Source organism: Paenibacillus sp. Cedars (assembly GCF_003184205.1).
GTDB lineage: Bacteria > Bacillota > Bacilli > Paenibacillales > Paenibacillaceae > Paenibacillus_AQ > Paenibacillus_AQ glucanolyticus.
The window spans coordinates 1,643,027-1,659,101 of sequence record NZ_CP020866.1; the positions used below are offsets into that span (position 1 = coordinate 1,643,027).

Here is a 16,075-nt window from a genome sequence, read left to right on the forward strand (position 1 = left end):
TGGTCTCTTTTTTGTTGCTGTTTCTATAAGAGGTAACAATAGATAAAAAAAGGGTAAAACATACTGGGAGGGATTTGTTTGATGTTGCCACAGTCGTTTTCAAGCTTGGATCGCAAGCGTCGTTTTGAAGGAATTGCAGAGAGCACTTATGAGCTGATCGTGATTGGCGGCGGGATCACCGGTGCGGGGATTGCACTCGATGCGGTCACGCGCGGCATGTCGGTCCTGCTGGTGGAGATGCAGGATTTTGCAGCAGGAACCAGCAGCCGCTCGACCAAGCTGGTGCATGGCGGACTGCGGTATTTGAAGCAGTTTGAAGTGGGGATGGTGGCTGAAGTCGGCAAGGAACGGGCGGTAGTCTACGAGAACGGACCGCATGTTACTACGCCGGAGTGGATGCTGCTGCCCATACATCAAGGAGGCACCTTCGGGAAGTTCAGCACTTCTGTCGGCTTGATGGTATACGATTTCCTGGCTGGCGTGAAGCGGGGAGAACGGCGCTCCATGCTGTCTGTCTCCGAGACGCTGAAGCGGGAGCCGCTTCTGAAGCAGGAAGGCCTGAAGGGCGGCGGTTACTATGTAGAGTACCGGACGGATGATGCCAGACTCACGCTTGAGGTCATGAAAGAGGCAGCTGCCAGAGGGGCTGTGCTGTTCAATTACGCGAAGGCCGAGTCTTTGAACTATGATACGAATGGACGGATTACCGGCATCACGGTGAGAGATATGCTGGACGGCGAGGTCAGGACCGTAACCGGAACCAAAATCGTGAACGCCGCTGGTCCTTGGGTGGATCAGGTGCGAGAGATGGATAAGTCCAAGAAGGGAAAAATGCTTCAGTTGACCAAAGGGGTCCATCTGGTCATTGACCAGTCCAAATTCCCGCTCCGTCAAGCGGTGTACTTCGATACACCTGACGGCAGAATGGTGTTTGCTATTCCTCGTGACGGAAAGACCTACGTGGGAACAACCGATACGGTGTACAAGGCCAATCCCGTGCGTCCCCTGATTACGGTGGAAGACCGGGATTATATATTGAAAGCTATTCACTATATGTTTCCCGATGTGAAGCTGTCCGCGGCTGACGTTGAATCTGGGTGGGCCGGAGTCCGGCCGCTGATCTTGGAGGAGGGCAAGAGCCCGTCCGAAATTTCACGCAAGGATGAGATATGGGAATCCCCGTCCGGCCTGATCACCATTGCGGGTGGCAAACTGACCGGTTACCGCAAAATGGCGGATACGGTTGTGGATCTGGTTGCCAAACGAATTCAGGAGCAGGGCGGCCAAACGTTTGGTCCCGGGATAACGAAGAATCTGCCGATATCCGGCGGGCATATAGGCGGCTCCCGTCAATTTCCTGAATTTGTTCGCAAGCAGGCGGATATCGGAGCGGCACAAGGAATCGACCGTAAGCTCGCCGAGCAATGGGCGCAGATGTACGGCTCCAACGTAACGGAGTTGTTTCGCTTGGCCAGCGCAGGATCCGATCAAGCGGAAGCATCCGCGCTTCCCGTATCGGTTCTGGTACCGCTGATGTATGCGATCCAGTATGAGTTGGCGTCGAAGCCGACGGACTTTTTCATCCGTCGTACGGGTTCCCTGTTATTTAACATCCAGTGGACAAGAAAATGGAAGGAGCCCGTAATGGATTATATGGCTTCCGTTCTGGCATGGAGCGAGCAGCAGAGAACGGAATACGCAAGGGAACTGGATGAGGAACTGGCATCTGCCACGCAGCCAATAGCACAGGAGCAATCGGAGGCAGTGTCCCTCTCACAAGACTCCACACAAGAAAAACTATCTTCTTAAACGATGTGCCTAACCAAGATGCAAGGAAGAGGGTTTGGTTAGAGCCATAACGGCTTATTCAAGCTCGACAATCTAGTCGTAAGGGCAACGGTATGATAATCTATATACGTTCACATTGAGAGGAGAGATGACCCGATGAACCACAAAGCGTATGAAGAATTATATCACGGAGAGAGCGCGGTTTGGCTCCAGCATGGCCCTTACGAAGCGGCGATATTGCCTGGGATCGGAGGCAATCTCATCGCTTTCAGGGATAACGAAAGCGGTTACCGTTTCCTTCGCGAACCTGAAGCACACGAGATGGAAGCATTCAAGTCCAATCCAGGCGTTCACGGCATTCCTGTCCTGTTTCCGCCGAATCGATATGAAGACGGGAGGTTTCCATGGAATGGACAGACCTATCAATTCCCGGTGAATGAGGTTGAGACAGCTAATCACCTCCATGGCTTTTTACATACGATACCGTGGACGGTCGAGGATTATGGCAGCAGTGAGGCTGAAAGTTATGTGGTCGTTTCCGTAACGATCGATGAGGATCACCCGGTGTACGCCATGCTTCCGCACACGTTCACGTTTCGGCTCCGCTATACGCTGAATCGGGATGGATTAGCCCAGCATGTGTTGATACGCAACCGGGGAACGAGCAGCATGCCTTGCCTGCTTGCCTTCCATACGGCGATCAATGCTCCGTTTGCACCTGAGAGCACAGCGGATGATTGCGTTGCAAGAATAACGATCGGAGAGCGGTGGGAAATGAGTGACCGCATGCTGCCGACCGGGGAATTCCAGTCCCTGACGGCGGAAGAAGAACGGCTGCGGACAAGCGGGGTCAACCCCTATTTTGCCCCCATGGACAACCATTACACGGCTGTACCGCAGAACGGCAGAAACCGTATGGAATTGACGGATACCAGGCTGGGAAAAACCTTGGTCTATGATGTCGGCAACTCATATAAGCAGTGGATGGTATGGAATAACAAGGCATCCCGGAAGTTTTTCTGTCCCGAGCCTCAGATCAATCTGGTGAATGCTCCAAACGTGAATTTGCCGGCGGATGATATCGGTTTGTTCGGTTTGGCACCGGGTGATATTTGGGAAGCCACCTCTCGGCTGTATCTTAAAGGCTGATCCTTAATTCCTCCCCTATAAAAAAGCGTATGGATCGCAACACCTGTTACTCAGGGCGTTTACAGTCCATACGTTTTTGCTATAAGACATATGATTTCATGCTTCAGCTCCCTGCGGAAGAGCCGGGAATCTCTTCACGCCCATGCCTGCGACTGCGTTTGATGTGGTCCGGAATGACAAAAAAGACAACATACATAAGGATAAATAATACAAGTGCAATGAATTCCTCAACCATAATGTATAGGGGATGTGGACCCAGCAGATCCAGCAGCGACGCGGTTTCCGGCTTGCGCATCAGGAACATGTAATTGGAACCAACAGCCCAATTAACAAGACCGACAAGCACGGCGGACACGTTAAGAAATACCATCGTCCAGCCAATGGATTTCCAGGTTGGCCGGTATCCTCTTACCCATGTCATGTACAGCGCTGTTAATATAATGGCGGTATGGACGGTAAAGAAATGAAAGAAGCGGAAGTGAGGGATAGGATAATCCAGATTGGGTGTCAGTATGGCCTGAAGTGCCCCTCCGATGCCTGCAAAATAAACTAACGGATATAAGCGGCGTTCATCCGTAAGCAGGATGGCTATGGAGAGAAACAGGGTCAGACTGCACAATTCCAGCGGCAATGACGTGGCAGGATCCCAGATGCCGGTTAACACATACCAGAGATGAAGGGACGCCTCCGGCAACGAGAGTGCGGCAAGCAGGCTCCATTTCACGGTCTTTTGAAGGGCAGTCGTTGAGACGATTACAGACCTGAACAGATACAGGAGCGCGGCAAGGGCGATCAGGATAACGATGGCTATCCAATGCTCGGTGGAGAAGGCGGCAAATGCCTTCGGATAACTCGGATCAAATAAGGATTCGATGTTGTATCATCCTCTCTGTAGTTCGCAAGCCCATTATGATCGATATTACCATGAAGTGGATGTAGAATGAATATCATTTTTATGCCGGAATACATTGAATTTATGTCGGATCGAGAACCCGAGAAGCATACCGTCATCATCGCTTATTAAGGAAGTGGGTGCATTATTGTGAATAGATTGTATGGGCTCAAACGGTATTTGAGTATAGGATTAAGCTTGGTTTTGATCTTCACCCTCATCGGTTTTGCTTACCCTGGTGAGGCGGAGGCTGCTTCCTCCAAGTACAAAAAGTTTTTTGATATTAGCAGAAAGGGAGCCGTGGTTCCCGGCTTATCCGGAAACAAAGAATGGATACCGCAGGGACTCGCCCTTGTGCCGAGCAAGAAGTGGATTATTATGTCTCATTATTGGGGCAATACAAAGAGCAAGCAGGCCAGCAGCATCTCGATCACCAGCAGCAAAACCAACAAGCGAATCAAAACGCTCTATTTATATGAGAGCGGAAGCAAAAAGCATACCGGTCATGTTGGCGGACTCGCCGTCAGCAAAAATCATCTGTGGGTGGCGTCTGGCAAAAATGTGTACAAAATTCCGCTAAGCACCATCGAGGGCAAAAAAGATTACAGCCATGTTGTCATGACCCGATATGCGCTCGGTCATAAGGCATCTTATGCCACTTATTCCGACGGGATTCTCTGGGTAGGTGAATATATGGATGGAGAGGATAAGGGCAGCAAGCAGTGTGCCCCCGGACCGAAGGGCAAGCTTCGAGGTTATAAATTGACTTCCGGCGATGACCTGTCGTCGAACCGTAAGGCGGATTATACATGGAGCACGCCTGATCGTATCCAGGGTGCGGTTGTGACGAAATCCCGCGTATTATACAGTCAGTCCTGCGGCCGCAACAATGCAAGCAAGCTGCTTATTTATACACGTGGGGCATCCGGCAAGGCCGCAGCTACCCCTTTGACCATGCCGCCCATGTCCGAGAATATTGCGATACGTGGCAATGATCTGTATGTTCTGTTTGAATCCGGTGCCCGGAAGTACAGAAACGGCGCATTGCCGCTGAAGAACCTTTACATTGTGAATGCCAAGAAACTGAAGATTTAATACTGAACAAGCAAAAGATCCCGACTCCGCTCAACGGATAAGGGATCTTTTGCTTGTGATTCGAAAAAACAGAACCATATACATGTTGCGGCACTGCTCAAACAGGCTGTTTGGCTTCCGTGATCAGGCGCTTCAGCGACTCCTGCTTCCATCTCGGAATACGCAGATGCTTGGCAGAGGGCGCCTTTTCTCCAAAGTAAACGATGCCTTGCTCTACCGTAGTGACTTTGTCTACATTCACATAGCAGTTGCCGCCGACATGATAGAACTGTTTACCGGAGAGCAGGGATGCGATTTTGTCGGCAGTCATTCTCTTTTTAATATTATAGTTCCTGCCGTGAAAGCTGACCAAACCGTGCGATCCGGTTTTAAAGAACAGAATGTCTGTCTCCACCACGAAGTCCTCATACATGTTGCGGGATTCCGATACGTGCTTCATCATTCTGCTTCCCCCTTTGTCAAGATCAACAATTGATAACGCTTACATTCTAACATGTTTTCCGCAGGGTTTAAAGAACTTTTTATTTTGGCATGATAAAAGCCCCACACCACGAGGGTGCAGGGCTTGGTCAATCTTTAAGGTGCAGCAGGTGCTTCCGGTGTCTCTGTAGCAGGATCTGCCGGCGCTACTTCCTCCAGCGTGTTGGTGATGGTTGCTTTGTCTTTTAACTCTTGAATATAAGCGGAAGATTCCTGGTAAACTTTTTGATTCTCAAGCTGTTTACGGATTTCAACCTTCTTGTCTTCCAGAGTAGGATTCGTAGCTTCCTTGCGATCGGTAAGCTTGATGATATGATAACCGAAGGAGCTCTTCACCGGGTCGCTGATTTCATCCTTCTTCAATTTGAAGGCTGCTTCTTCAAAAGCAGGATCCATCTCGCCGCGTCCGAAGAAGTCCAGGTCACCGCCTGTGTCCTTGGTAGCGTCTTGATTTTTCTCTTTGGCAATTGCCGCGAAATCAGCGCCATCCTTAAGCTGCTTCACAATCTCATCGGCTTCTTCCTTGGTTTCAACCAGGATGTGAGAAGCGCGAACCTGTTCAGGTGTAGCAAAGGATTCTTTGTTCTGATCATAAATGGTTTTGATCTCTTCGTCCGTTACTTTGATTTTGTCGCCCATCAGTTTTTTGAGTTCGACTTGGGTTTTGGTCTGCCCTTTCAGATCCTCAAGTGTCATTCCCGATTGCTGCAGGGCCATATTGAATTGATCTTCGGATGGGAAGGATGCCTTGAGAGCGTCAACTTCTTCATTCACTTCCGCGTCCGTCACGGTAATGGACTGCTTGGCCAGTTCCTGCTTAATCAGCTCTTCCGTGATCATGGAATTTACGGTTTGTTTCCCGCCCGCTTCAACAAGCTCATTGTACAGGGTATCCTTCGTAATCTTGACGTCATTGACTTTGGCCACTGCTTCGTTACCGGATCCCTTGGCAAATGGAGGTACAATCAGGACGACGATCAACGCTGCCGCGAGTACCAGTGAAGCGATCATCCAGCCTTTGCTTCCATTACCGCCATCACCAGCCGGAGGCTGCTCATCGTGCAGGGGCTGCTCGGGCTGATCCTCTGAATGCATGACAGCAACCGGAGACAGGGGCTGATCGCTCTCTTCCTTATAAGGTTCACTGGATTCAGGATAGGTTGAATCCGAATCTATTCTTTCCTCTTCATTAGACAAGTCGCCCGGTTCTTGGGGGATATTCTCTTTCTCTTGGGCTTGTCCCTGTTCATCCTCGGGTTGCCCCGGGTGGTTTGGCTGCAAATCGTTATCTTTCATTTAATGATTGACTCCCTTCGACTGCATATAATAATGAGTTGGTTCATTCTTTAATCACTTTACCAGATAAGCTTTTGGTTTACCTTAAGAAAAAATAAAAATTGAAAATATAATTGAAAAGCCCTTGATTTGATGATAACTGATTATAACTCTTTGAAAAAAATGCACCCATGTGCTGGTTACAGTATAAGCATTCCCGCTATGCCGCATGCAATACCAAGCAAGACTACAGACGAAACTACAAACCATATGACCTTTCTCGGGAACGAACGTCTTACCATGAGAAGGGAGGGAAGGCTGATGGCCGGCAAAGTAAGGAGCAGCGCTGCTGCGGGGCCGGCTCCAAGACCTGCTGCCATGAAGGCTTGAATGATCGGGATTTCGGCGGCAGTCGGAATGACAAAGAGCATCCCCATGACGGCAAAGAAAATGACAGCCAGCAGGCTGTTCCCGGCTGCTGTTCCCAGGTGAGGGAACATCCAGACTTGCAGCGCGCCAAGCAGCAGGACTGCGATAAAATAAGCCGGAACCACGCGAATGAGCATATTGCCGATGCTGGCGAGCCAGCGTTTCCACAGTGGGCGATCGTCTTGCTGATCGGTGCTCGGCGGTGTGTCGATCTCCACCGGCTCCGATTCTTTGGCAAAGCGGTTTGCCAAGTAGCTGACGCCAAAGGTTAGAAGGATGCCAAAGACCAGTCGCAGCAAGGTGAATTTCCAGGATAGAACAAACGTCATAAAGACGAGTGTTGCCGGATTAATGGTTGGATTACCGATCCAGAACGCAAGTGCAGACCCTACAGATACCTTTTTCTTGCGTAGACCGATGGCGATAGGTGCGGCACAGCAGGAGCACATCATGCCTGGAATGGATGCAATCCCTCCTATCGCCGTACTGCCAAAGGTCGATTTGCCGAGAACGCGAAGGAGCCACTGGGAGGGCAGCAGGGACTGGACTAATGTGCCAAGCAGAATACCCAGCACGGCTGCTTTCCAGACGGCTTTGAAATAAGTGATGGCATAATCCCAAGCTGCTTGCCATGAAGGTGTGGCACTGCTATCCATGCCTAGTATGGAAGAGCCGATGCTGTGCTCGACAATCGCCTTGAGTGCTTTATCGTAATAAGGCCACCACTTCACATAGGTCAGACCGGTTGCTGCAATTATAATGAAGATTGTGATGAACCAGATGGTTTTTCTGCGATTCGAATGATCAAAGGCCATTCTGCTGTCGCTTGAGTGATTCATAATTCGTACTCCCCCGATATATCGTGAAATTATTTACATATCCAATCTAATAGTATATCACAATGTGGACTTGTCGTAGAGAGATTTTCCCGGGAATTGCAAGAAATAGGAAGATCATTAGACTTGCGGCAGCTGATTTCATATAATATAAGTATTGTGTGCATAAATGAAGTGATTGGCAAAGATTAATATTAGATGATCCCCGGAGTAGATGAGACGTATTTCGAGCATCCGCGCCGGGGTTGTTGCACGTGCTCTTGCAATATATCAAAACTTAGATGATGAAGGGACGATCTGTGATGACTCAATCGGAGAAAATAAAATTAACTTCCTATTCCTCTAAAGGAGGATGCGGCTGCAAAATTGGTCCTGCGGATCTGGCTCAGGTCATTCGCAAGCTCCCCCAAGCGGAACCCAATCCGAATCTGCTGGTTGGTCTGGATACGAGCGATGATGCAGGTGTATACCGTCTTACCGATGATTTGGCTATGGTCCAGACGGTTGATTTCTTTACACCGATCGTGGATGACCCTTATGATTTCGGTCAAGTGGCAGCGGCCAATGCAATCAGCGATATCTATGCGATGGGAGGCAAGCCGCTAACGGCACTGAATATTGTGGCATTTCCGATCTCAACCCTCGATAAGCAGGTGTTGACCGATATTTTGAGAGGTGCTGGGGATAAACTGAAAGAAGCGGGTGTAACACTGGTTGGTGGACACTCCATTGATGATAAAGAGCCGAAATTCGGTCTTGCCGTAACAGGTACCGTACATCCTGACAAAGTGAGAACGAATGCAGGAGCCAAGCCGGGCGATGTGCTGATTCTTACAAAGCCCATAGGTGTCGGTATCCTTACGAGCTCCATTAAGAAAAACCTGTTAAGTGATGAGGAGATCCGCCGGGTTACCGCCGTAATGGCAGCACTCAACAAGACCGCTGCCGAAATGATGGAATCGTATAACGTTCACGCGTGCACCGATGTGACCGGATTCGGGCTGCTTGGCCATACACTCGAAATGGCAAAAGGAAGCGGGACGGGGATACGCATTTCCAAGTCCTCTGTACCTGTCCTGGAGCGAGTTAGAGAAATGGCCGAGGGTGGCGTCATTCCGGGTGGGACAAAAAACAACTATGATCACGTGAAGGACGATGTTGATTTTCCGGACGACATGGATCAGATCGACAAGTGGATACTGTGTGATGCGGTAACTTCGGGTGGACTTCTTATCGCCGTTGACGGCTCGCAGGCGGATCAGCTTCTAATGGAGCTTCGGCAAGCCGGGCTGGAAGCGGGAAGTGTCGGCAAGGTCGTAAACGATCATCCGTCCCGCATTGTCGTTGAGTTGTAAGTGAGCCTTTTTTTTGGATCAATAAAGGAGCGAGCAGACCATGTTTCAAGACATCAGCGTTAACGAGTTATTGGAGCTTCAGAATAAAAAGAAGATGACATTAATCGATGTCCGTTCCCCGTCGGAATACAGGGATTCAACGATCCCGGGAAGCCTGAACATTCCGGTCTTTAATGATGAGGAACGGGCGGAGATTGGCACCATCTATAAGCAGGTAGGCGTAGATGCGGCTAAAGAGCGCGGACTTGCCATTATGTCGGCCAAGCTTCCCGCCTTCGTTAAGCAATTCAAGGAAATTGACGGTGATAAAGCAGTTTATTGCTGGCGTGGGGGGATGCGCAGCCGGACAGCGGCAACCGTGCTCTCCCTGATGGATATCCATGTCAGCCGGATTACTGGCGGGATTAAGGCTTATCGAAAGTATGTGCTGGATACGCTTGAACATAAGACATTAGAGGCCGAAGCGTTTGTTCTGCATGGTTTGACGGGAACGGGCAAGACGGCCGTGCTCAGGCAGCTTCAGCAGGAGGGGTATCCTGTCGTTGACCTGGAAGGGCTGGCAGGTCATCGCGGCTCGATATTTGGCCATATCGGTTTACAGGCCAGCAATCAAAAGACCTTTGATTCGGAATTGGTTGAACGACTGAAGCAAGTGGAGTCGGCCCCTTACGTGTTATTCGAAGCCGAGAGCAAGCGGATTGGCAAAATCGTTGTACCCGACTTCCTTATGGAGAAGAAGGAGTCCGGCGTAGCTATCGTACTTGAACTGCCGATGGAAGAGCGTGTTCGCCAGATCATGGAGGACTACAATCCCGCTGCATACAAAGAACAGTATTTGGCGGCTTTCCAATTGATTAAAAACAGGATCCATACTCCTGTTGCTGCTGAGATCGGGAGGTCGCTGGAGGAGGGACGGTTTCCACAGGGAATCCGGATGCTGCTTGAGCATTATTATGATCCCAAGTATAACCATACCTCCAGTCAATATGAAGATGCCTCGCCTATCGTTGTCTCAGTGGATAAAGTAGAGGAAGCTGTGAAAGCCGTAAAAGAAATATTGCGGAATCAGATGCTGCAGAAGACCGGCACGTAATCATTCGTATAATCCGAGAGGATAAGGAGGATCCATTGTGGTTCTGTATTTAATCGTGATTACTTTGGCTTTGATCGGCGGCATTGCGACGCTGCTTGTTGGTTTTTCCCAGGAAAACCGCAAGTCGAATCCAGCGTATGAAAGTAAAACCAAAGCTAATATTACCAAGCTGATCGTCATCTATGTGTTGGCCTTGATCGCATTTATTGTGATTTGGTCACTATTCGATTAGAAAAAACAGATAGCCCCTGACCAAGAGCTGGATACCTGACGTATCGCTTTTGGCAGGGGCGATTTCTTTGAGATGAAAGGCTTTCTTTAAATAGACGAAAGGGCTTCGGATATGGGCGAATCGCCTGCGATCAGATCGAAGGAACGCCGGAAGGTGTTCTCTTCATCCAGGGATAACAGAATCGTGCTTGCTACATCCTCCCGCGGAATGGAGCCGCTATGGATGTCCTCGGCAGCGGTGATACGGCCTGTACCGGGTTCATTCAGAAGTCCTCCTGGACGAATAATCGTATAGGAGAGCCTGCTGCTGCGCAGGATCTGATCCGCATAATGCTTGGCTGCATAATAGGGCTTGATTTTTTCATTCCAGGACTCCCGGTTGTGGGCCTGTATGGCGCTAACCAGAATGAAGCGTGAGACATGTGCCTGCTCGGCAGCCTCGATCATTTTTGCAGCCCCATCCAGATCAATTAAGAGAGTTTTATCATAACCGGTTGCACCGCCTGAACCGGCGGCAAATACAATGGCTTGGCAATCCTGTGCGGCCTGTGCAAGCTCATCAACCGCTCCTTCCAGATCAGCAAGGACGGTTTCGATTCCGGCATTTTCGAAATATCGTGCCTGCTCCTCTTTTCGAACCATCGCTTTTACGGTGTACGCTTCATGATCTTGAAGCAGGTGTGTAAGGTGTTTTCCGATTTGACCATTCGCACCGACTACTAGAACCTTCATAGGACAAACTCCTTTATCGTTAAAATTTCTCATATTAGAGTAATAATACCAAATTTAGCATAACCTAAGGGGAATTTCTTGGGAATCAGCGCTGGACTTTTCTTTATCTCTGGAAAATGATATTATCTTGTTTTCACCCAAGTCATATAGATTTGAAACAACGCAAAGGAGAAAAGAGAGTTTGAGCGGACAGATGAATTGGGCTTCAGGAAGACAACGCTGGATTTTCTTTATATCACTCATCAGCTTCGTAGGATTTATCATAATGGCCGCATTGGTTAAGTTTCAGCTCTTGGCTCCACTCGATCTGGCCATCATAACCTCAATACAGAACCTGGAGCATCCATTCATTACGGATATCGCAATAGGCCTCTCATTTATAGGCTCGATCGGTCCGGTTACTGTATTGTGTCTTATCGTAATCGCCGTGCTATATTGGGTATTGAGGCGTCGCACGGAGATTCTTCTACTTATTGTAGTCGTATTCGGTTCATCTATTCTTAATCTATTATTAAAATTGATTTTTCAACGGGTGAGGCCGGATATCCACCGCCTAGTTGAAATTACGGGATACAGCTTTCCCAGCGGGCATTCGATGGGTGCTTTTTCCTTCTACAGCGTGCTGGCATATTTGTTATGGAGACATATAGACAGCAGGACAGGAAGAGGAGTATTAATCGCTTTTGCAATCATCATGATTCTAAGCATTGGGATTAGCCGGATATATCTGGGTGTTCACTATCCAAGCGACATCCTCGGGGGCTATTTGGCTTCCTGCGCATGGGTTAGTTTTATGGTCCGATATTATGAGAGAAGAATGGGGAAGCGGGGCTTCCCGGATGCGTGAACGTCATGTCGGCCTGCATCACTTTGGAAAAGTAAGGGTAATTCATGGAATAGCGGTTTAAGCGGAGGAGTATGTATCATGGTGTGTAAGCATAGATTTGAATTTGGGTTATGTAAGGAGGGCTGTCTATGGCATTTGGAGCAAGAATGTTCAAAACCGGCCTAGCCGTAACGCTGGCTCTTTATTTGGCTATGCTGTTTGATTTTCAATCCCCTGTTGTAGCCGCCATAGCCGCGATTTTTGCGATGCAGCCGTCTATCTATCGGTCGTGGAGATATTTTCTGGACCAGCTGCAGACGAGTACGCTTGGGGCGATACTGGCGATGCTCGGAGGATATTTTTTATCCAATCAACCGATTTCGGTCGGTCTGGTATGTATTTTAGTGATCATGATCTGCATGAAATTAAAAATGGGAGAGACGATCGGTCTCACCCTGGTTACGGTTATATCCGTAATGGAAGCTTCCGGTCAATGGGACTTTGCACTCAACCGGTTTATTCTCACGATCATCGGCATCGTATCTGCTTTCCTTATTAATATTCTCGTATTTCCTCCAAAGCCGAAGGAGCAGTACATTAAACGGATTCATATTGTCTTCGGCAAAATGTCGCTGCTGCTGCGGACGGCCATTTCCCACGAGATGAAGGATTCGGTCTACCGTGCGGAGAAGAAGGAACTTGAAACAGCAATCAAATCGTTGTCGGACAAATACAATTTGTTTGAGGAGGAGCAGAAGAAGCTGAAGCGAGCCAAGTATAGCCAAGCTAGACAGCTTGTTGTGTATAAGCAGCTGCTCCAATCCCTTCGTAAAGGATATGAAGTGCTGGACGCCGTGGAGAATCATTACTTCCAGGCGGAACGGTCGGAACTGATCGACGAGCAATTTGATAGCAATCTGGAGCGGCTGATGAAGTACCATGAGCATATTCTATGGAAGTTCGAAGGAAAGCTGAAGCCGAATGAGGACGAGGCGGAGACCATGGCCGAGAACAATGAAGCGTTTATGGAGCAAGTGATGTGCGGACCGGGCGCAGATCCTGGCGGGCTTCGGCTGTCGGTTGTGGCTGCCTCCATGTATGATTACGGTTATCAGCTTGACCGGTTGAATCGGGTGGCGGATCAAATCAGCCGTGTTGTGGAGGACAAGGAACAGGAAGAAGCCTTGTTCTCCTGGTTGAGAAAATAAGCATATCAAACGATATGAAGGGGCCGATCAAGACTCGCTTTTGATCGTTATGACCAACATGCGGATGGCAGGAGCTTTCTTGGCAAGCCCAATCGGACATGGTATGGTAGATGAACCACACGATATGAATGCCAAAAAACCGGCCATTCCGGCCGGTTACTAAATTCAAATGTTGTATTAACTGTAGCATGCTGTTATAATTAGCAATGGTTTGTCATTAAAAACAAATAATGTGGTTAGAATACCACAACTGTATTATATCACAGACATTTTGCGCTGTCAACCAGTAAATTAGGGGGATGAACAATGGCTATCAGCGAAGAGGATTGGCAAGAAGAACAGACACGGGTAACGGAAGTATCGACGAAAATCAGCAAAAAAATATCTCAGTTGGAAGCGAGTGTCGGAGATATCCGTGATGTCGTTATCGATATGCGGAAGGACTTCTGGGACGAAGTTACGGTTAACTTCAGCAATCCGGATGATTTAGGTGAAACATCGACCAATCTGAGACAGCAGTCACAGGTACTGGCAGAACGTGAGCATGCTCATCTGCAGTCAAGCAAGCTGCTTAAAAAGTACAGAAAACTCGTGGAATCTCCTTACTTTGGTCGCATTGATTTTAAAGAGGAAGGAACCTCGGAGACGGAGACTATTTATCTGGGAACCGGCTCTTTTCTGGATGAAAATATGGAGACGTTCCTCGTGTATGACTGGCGTGCACCGATATCCAGCCTGTATTATGACGGAGCCCCGGGTCCCGCCCAGTATGAGACGCCCTCCGGCCTGGTGAAAGGTGAAATGCTGCTGAAGCGCCAGTTTGTAATCCATAGCGGCCAGATCAAGGTATTGTTTGATACTGGCGTGACGATTGGTGATGAACTGCTCCAGCAGGTACTCAGCCACAGCGCGGATGACCGGATGAAGAGCATTGTAGCTACCATTCAGAAGGAGCAGAATGCGGTCATACGAAACGACAAAACACGCATGCTGATCGTTCAGGGAGCTGCTGGCAGCGGAAAAACCTCAGCCGCACTGCAGCGGGTGGCTTATCTACTGTACAAATACCGGGAGACACTCCGGGCCGATCAGATGATTCTGTTCTCCCCGAACCCGCTGTTTAACAGTTATGTGTCCACCGTGCTTCCCGAGCTTGGCGAGGACAACATGCAGCAAACGACCTTCCAGTCCTATTTGGAGCACCGTCTGGGCAAGGAATTTGATCTCGAAGATGTATTCACACAGACGGAAACTTTGCTGAATGCAGATGATTCGCTCCGCTACCGCGCGCGTCTGGAGAGCATATCCTATAAATCCTCCGGCGCTTATCTGGATACCATCCGACGATATAAAGAGCTGCTAGAGAAGAATGGCATGCTCTTTAAACCGGTTGTTTTCCAAGGCAAGGTCATCGTCAGCTCGGATGAAATGACCGCCCAGTTCTATGGTTATGATTCAGCGGTTAAACTCGCCGGCCGGATTGATCTTATGAAGGAATGGATGCTGAAACGTCTGTCGGAGTTTGCCCAAAGTGAAAAAGACGCTCCATGGGTCGAGGAGCAAATCGAGCTGCTGGATTCGGATGATTACCAGCGCGCCTTCCAAACGATGAAGCGGAAGCAGAAACGGAAGGAAGAGACGTTTGACGATTTTGATAAGGAAAAGGACGTCCTTGCAAAAATGGTGATCAGCCAACGTCTCAAACCGGTCAGACGCTGGATCAAGCGATTCCGCTACGTGGATGTCAAGGGGATGTACCGTAAACTGTTCACAGACGAATCCTTGTTCCGCCGGGCTGCGGGCGATCCTGAGAATCTTCCGGCACATTGGGAGGATATCTGTAAGCTCACCACAGCCTTTCTGGACGATAAATCGTTGATGTACGAAGATGCTACCCCGTTCCTGTACCTGAAGGAGCTGCTCCAGGGTTTCCGTACGAACACCGCCATTCGTCATGTGATTGTCGATGAGGTTCAGGACTATTCGGGTTTCCAGCTGGAATTCCTGAAGCGATTGTTCCCTCGGGCCAAAATGACGGTACTCGGTGATCTTAATCAAGCGATTTATGCGCATGGGGAAGCTCTGGGAAGCTTGGAGAACTTGGTCAGTTTGTATGGTAAAGAGGATACGGAAGTTATCACCCTGACGCAAAGTTACCGCTCCACGTATGAAATCGTTGATTTCACTCGGCAAATGATTCCAGGAGGAGAGCGGATCGTTCCCTTTAACCGTCCGGGTGAAGCGCCGCGGGTGATTCAGGTTCAGGATGAAGAAGCGCTGAAAGGAACGATTATTTCCGATATACGTGAGCTTCATGAGCAGGGATTCCAGTATGTTGCGGTCATCTGTCGAACGGAAGAAGAGAGCCGGCGTGTGCACAAGCAGCTGTCAGCTGATATTCATACGAGATTGATCACCAAGACGACCCCGGCATTCGAGAAAGGAACCCTTGTTGTTCCCGCCTATTTGGCAAAGGGTGTCGAATTCGATGCGGTTATCATTTACAACGGTTCCGAGGCCGTGTATCACCGGGAAAGCGACCGGAAGCTGTTCTATACCGCCTGCACACGTGCGATGCATAAACTGCATGTTTATCATATCGGGGAAAAAAGCCATTTTATCCCGGAAACTTGAAATAGGAAGATCTGTCTGAGCTCTGGGTTCAGGCAGATCTTTTTTTTGAGGA

At 49.1% G+C, this 16,075-nt stretch carries 14 protein-coding genes; 9 read left to right on the forward strand and 5 right to left on the reverse strand.

Annotated features, from left to right (window positions below):
* Positions 1-81: 81 nt before the first annotated feature.
* Together B9D94_RS09285 and B9D94_RS09290 are read left to right on the forward strand one after the other, a co-directional pair.
* Entirely contained in the window at positions 82-1,809 is a 1,728-nt protein-coding gene (locus B9D94_RS09285; RefSeq protein WP_036641946.1) for a glycerol-3-phosphate dehydrogenase/oxidase, read from the forward strand.
* Between the two features lie 135 nt (positions 1,810-1,944).
* The gene (locus B9D94_RS09290) at positions 1,945-2,937 is read left to right on the forward strand and encodes an aldose 1-epimerase (protein WP_036641948.1); all 993 of its coding nucleotides are present in this window, start codon (positions 1,945-1,947) and stop codon (positions 2,935-2,937) included.
* A gap of 103 nt (positions 2,938-3,040) precedes the next feature.
* Here the strand turns inward: B9D94_RS09290 and B9D94_RS09295 are convergent, their stop codons facing one another.
* Positions 3,041-3,811, reverse strand: coding sequence for a YwaF family protein (locus B9D94_RS09295; protein ID WP_148246890.1), 771 nt, complete (start codon positions 3,809-3,811; stop codon positions 3,041-3,043).
* A gap of 168 nt (positions 3,812-3,979) precedes the next feature.
* Between B9D94_RS09295 and B9D94_RS09300 the strand changes: the two genes are divergently transcribed.
* On the forward strand, positions 3,980-4,924 hold the full coding sequence (locus B9D94_RS09300) for a hypothetical protein (protein ID WP_200860839.1): 945 nt from the start codon (positions 3,980-3,982) through the stop codon (positions 4,922-4,924).
* Positions 4,925-5,021: 97 nt separating this feature from the next.
* Here B9D94_RS09300 and B9D94_RS09305 read toward each other — a convergent pair whose 3' ends face one another.
* The 3 genes from B9D94_RS09305 to B9D94_RS09315 all read right to left on the reverse strand — a co-directional run bounded on the left by B9D94_RS09305 (position 5,022) and on the right by B9D94_RS09315 (position 7,947).
* Positions 5,022-5,366, reverse strand: coding sequence for a hypothetical protein (locus B9D94_RS09305; RefSeq protein ID WP_006211427.1), 345 nt, complete (start codon positions 5,364-5,366; stop codon positions 5,022-5,024).
* A gap of 134 nt (positions 5,367-5,500) precedes the next feature.
* A complete protein-coding gene (locus B9D94_RS09310; protein WP_006211426.1) occupies positions 5,501-6,700 on the reverse strand; it encodes a peptidyl-prolyl cis-trans isomerase in 1,200 nt (399 codons plus the stop codon).
* A 179-nt stretch (positions 6,701-6,879) separates the two neighbouring features.
* A complete protein-coding gene (locus B9D94_RS09315) occupies positions 6,880-7,947 on the reverse strand; it encodes a permease (RefSeq protein WP_063480058.1) in 1,068 nt (355 codons plus the stop codon).
* A gap of 299 nt (positions 7,948-8,246) precedes the next feature.
* On the opposite strand from B9D94_RS09315, the gene selD reads away from it, so the two are divergent.
* From selD to B9D94_RS09330, 3 genes are read left to right on the forward strand one after another with little or no spacing between them, the layout of a single operon-like run.
* A complete protein-coding gene (gene selD, locus B9D94_RS09320) occupies positions 8,247-9,299 on the forward strand; it encodes a selenide, water dikinase SelD (RefSeq protein WP_063480057.1) in 1,053 nt (350 codons plus the stop codon).
* Positions 9,300-9,339: 40 nt separating this feature from the next.
* Complete coding sequence (gene mnmH, locus B9D94_RS09325; RefSeq protein ID WP_036641961.1) at positions 9,340-10,392, forward strand: tRNA 2-selenouridine(34) synthase MnmH; 1,053 nt, start codon at positions 9,340-9,342, stop codon at positions 10,390-10,392.
* Between the two features lie 37 nt (positions 10,393-10,429).
* Positions 10,430-10,624: a hypothetical protein gene (locus B9D94_RS09330; protein WP_006211422.1), complete on the forward strand. Its 195-nt coding sequence runs from the start codon at positions 10,430-10,432 to the stop codon at positions 10,622-10,624.
* Between the two features lie 86 nt (positions 10,625-10,710).
* On the opposite strand, the gene B9D94_RS09335 is transcribed toward B9D94_RS09330, so the two are convergent.
* Positions 10,711-11,355 carry an SDR family oxidoreductase gene (locus B9D94_RS09335; protein ID WP_148246891.1) on the reverse strand — a complete coding sequence of 215 codons (645 nt, stop codon included), beginning with the start codon at positions 11,353-11,355 and terminating at the stop codon, positions 10,711-10,713.
* 181 nt (positions 11,356-11,536) lie between these two features.
* On the opposite strand from B9D94_RS09335, the gene B9D94_RS09340 reads away from it, so the two are divergent.
* The 3 genes from B9D94_RS09340 (at position 11,537) to helD (ending at position 16,023) form a co-directional block, all read left to right on the forward strand.
* Positions 11,537-12,202, forward strand: coding sequence for a phosphatase PAP2 family protein (locus B9D94_RS09340; protein WP_148246892.1), 666 nt, complete (start codon positions 11,537-11,539; stop codon positions 12,200-12,202).
* 128 nt (positions 12,203-12,330) lie between these two features.
* Entirely contained in the window at positions 12,331-13,389 is a 1,059-nt protein-coding gene (locus B9D94_RS09345) for an FUSC family protein (protein WP_006211418.1), read from the forward strand.
* 306 nt (positions 13,390-13,695) lie between these two features.
* Entirely contained in the window at positions 13,696-16,023 is a 2,328-nt protein-coding gene (gene helD / locus B9D94_RS09350) for an RNA polymerase recycling motor HelD (protein WP_148246893.1), read from the forward strand.
* Positions 16,024-16,075: the final 52 nt, after the last annotated feature.

What these genes read in the sequence shown, in the direction of transcription:
- selD (WP_063480057.1), top strand. Translation starts at nt 8,247, where the DNA reads ATGACTCAATCGGAGAAAATAAAATTAACTTCCTATTCCTCTAAAGGA.
- mnmH (WP_036641961.1), top strand. Translation starts at nt 9,340, where the DNA reads ATGTTTCAAGACATCAGCGTTAACGAGTTATTGGAGCTTCAGAATAAA.
- B9D94_RS09290 (WP_036641948.1), top strand. Translation starts at nt 1,945, where the DNA reads ATGAACCACAAAGCGTATGAAGAATTATATCACGGAGAGAGCGCGGTT.
- B9D94_RS09305 (WP_006211427.1), bottom strand. Translation starts at nt 5,366, where the DNA reads ATGATGAAGCACGTATCGGAATCCCGCAACATGTATGAGGACTTCGTG.
- B9D94_RS09310 (WP_006211426.1), bottom strand. Translation starts at nt 6,700, where the DNA reads ATGAAAGATAACGATTTGCAGCCAAACCACCCGGGGCAACCCGAGGAT.
- B9D94_RS09335 (WP_148246891.1), bottom strand. Translation starts at nt 11,355, where the DNA reads ATGAAGGTTCTAGTAGTCGGTGCGAATGGTCAAATCGGAAAACACCTT.
- B9D94_RS09285 (WP_036641946.1), top strand. Translation starts at nt 82, where the DNA reads ATGTTGCCACAGTCGTTTTCAAGCTTGGATCGCAAGCGTCGTTTTGAA.
- B9D94_RS09345 (WP_006211418.1), top strand. Translation starts at nt 12,331, where the DNA reads ATGGCATTTGGAGCAAGAATGTTCAAAACCGGCCTAGCCGTAACGCTG.
- helD (WP_148246893.1), top strand. Translation starts at nt 13,696, where the DNA reads ATGGCTATCAGCGAAGAGGATTGGCAAGAAGAACAGACACGGGTAACG.
- B9D94_RS09315 (WP_063480058.1), bottom strand. Translation starts at nt 7,947, where the DNA reads ATGAATCACTCAAGCGACAGCAGAATGGCCTTTGATCATTCGAATCGC.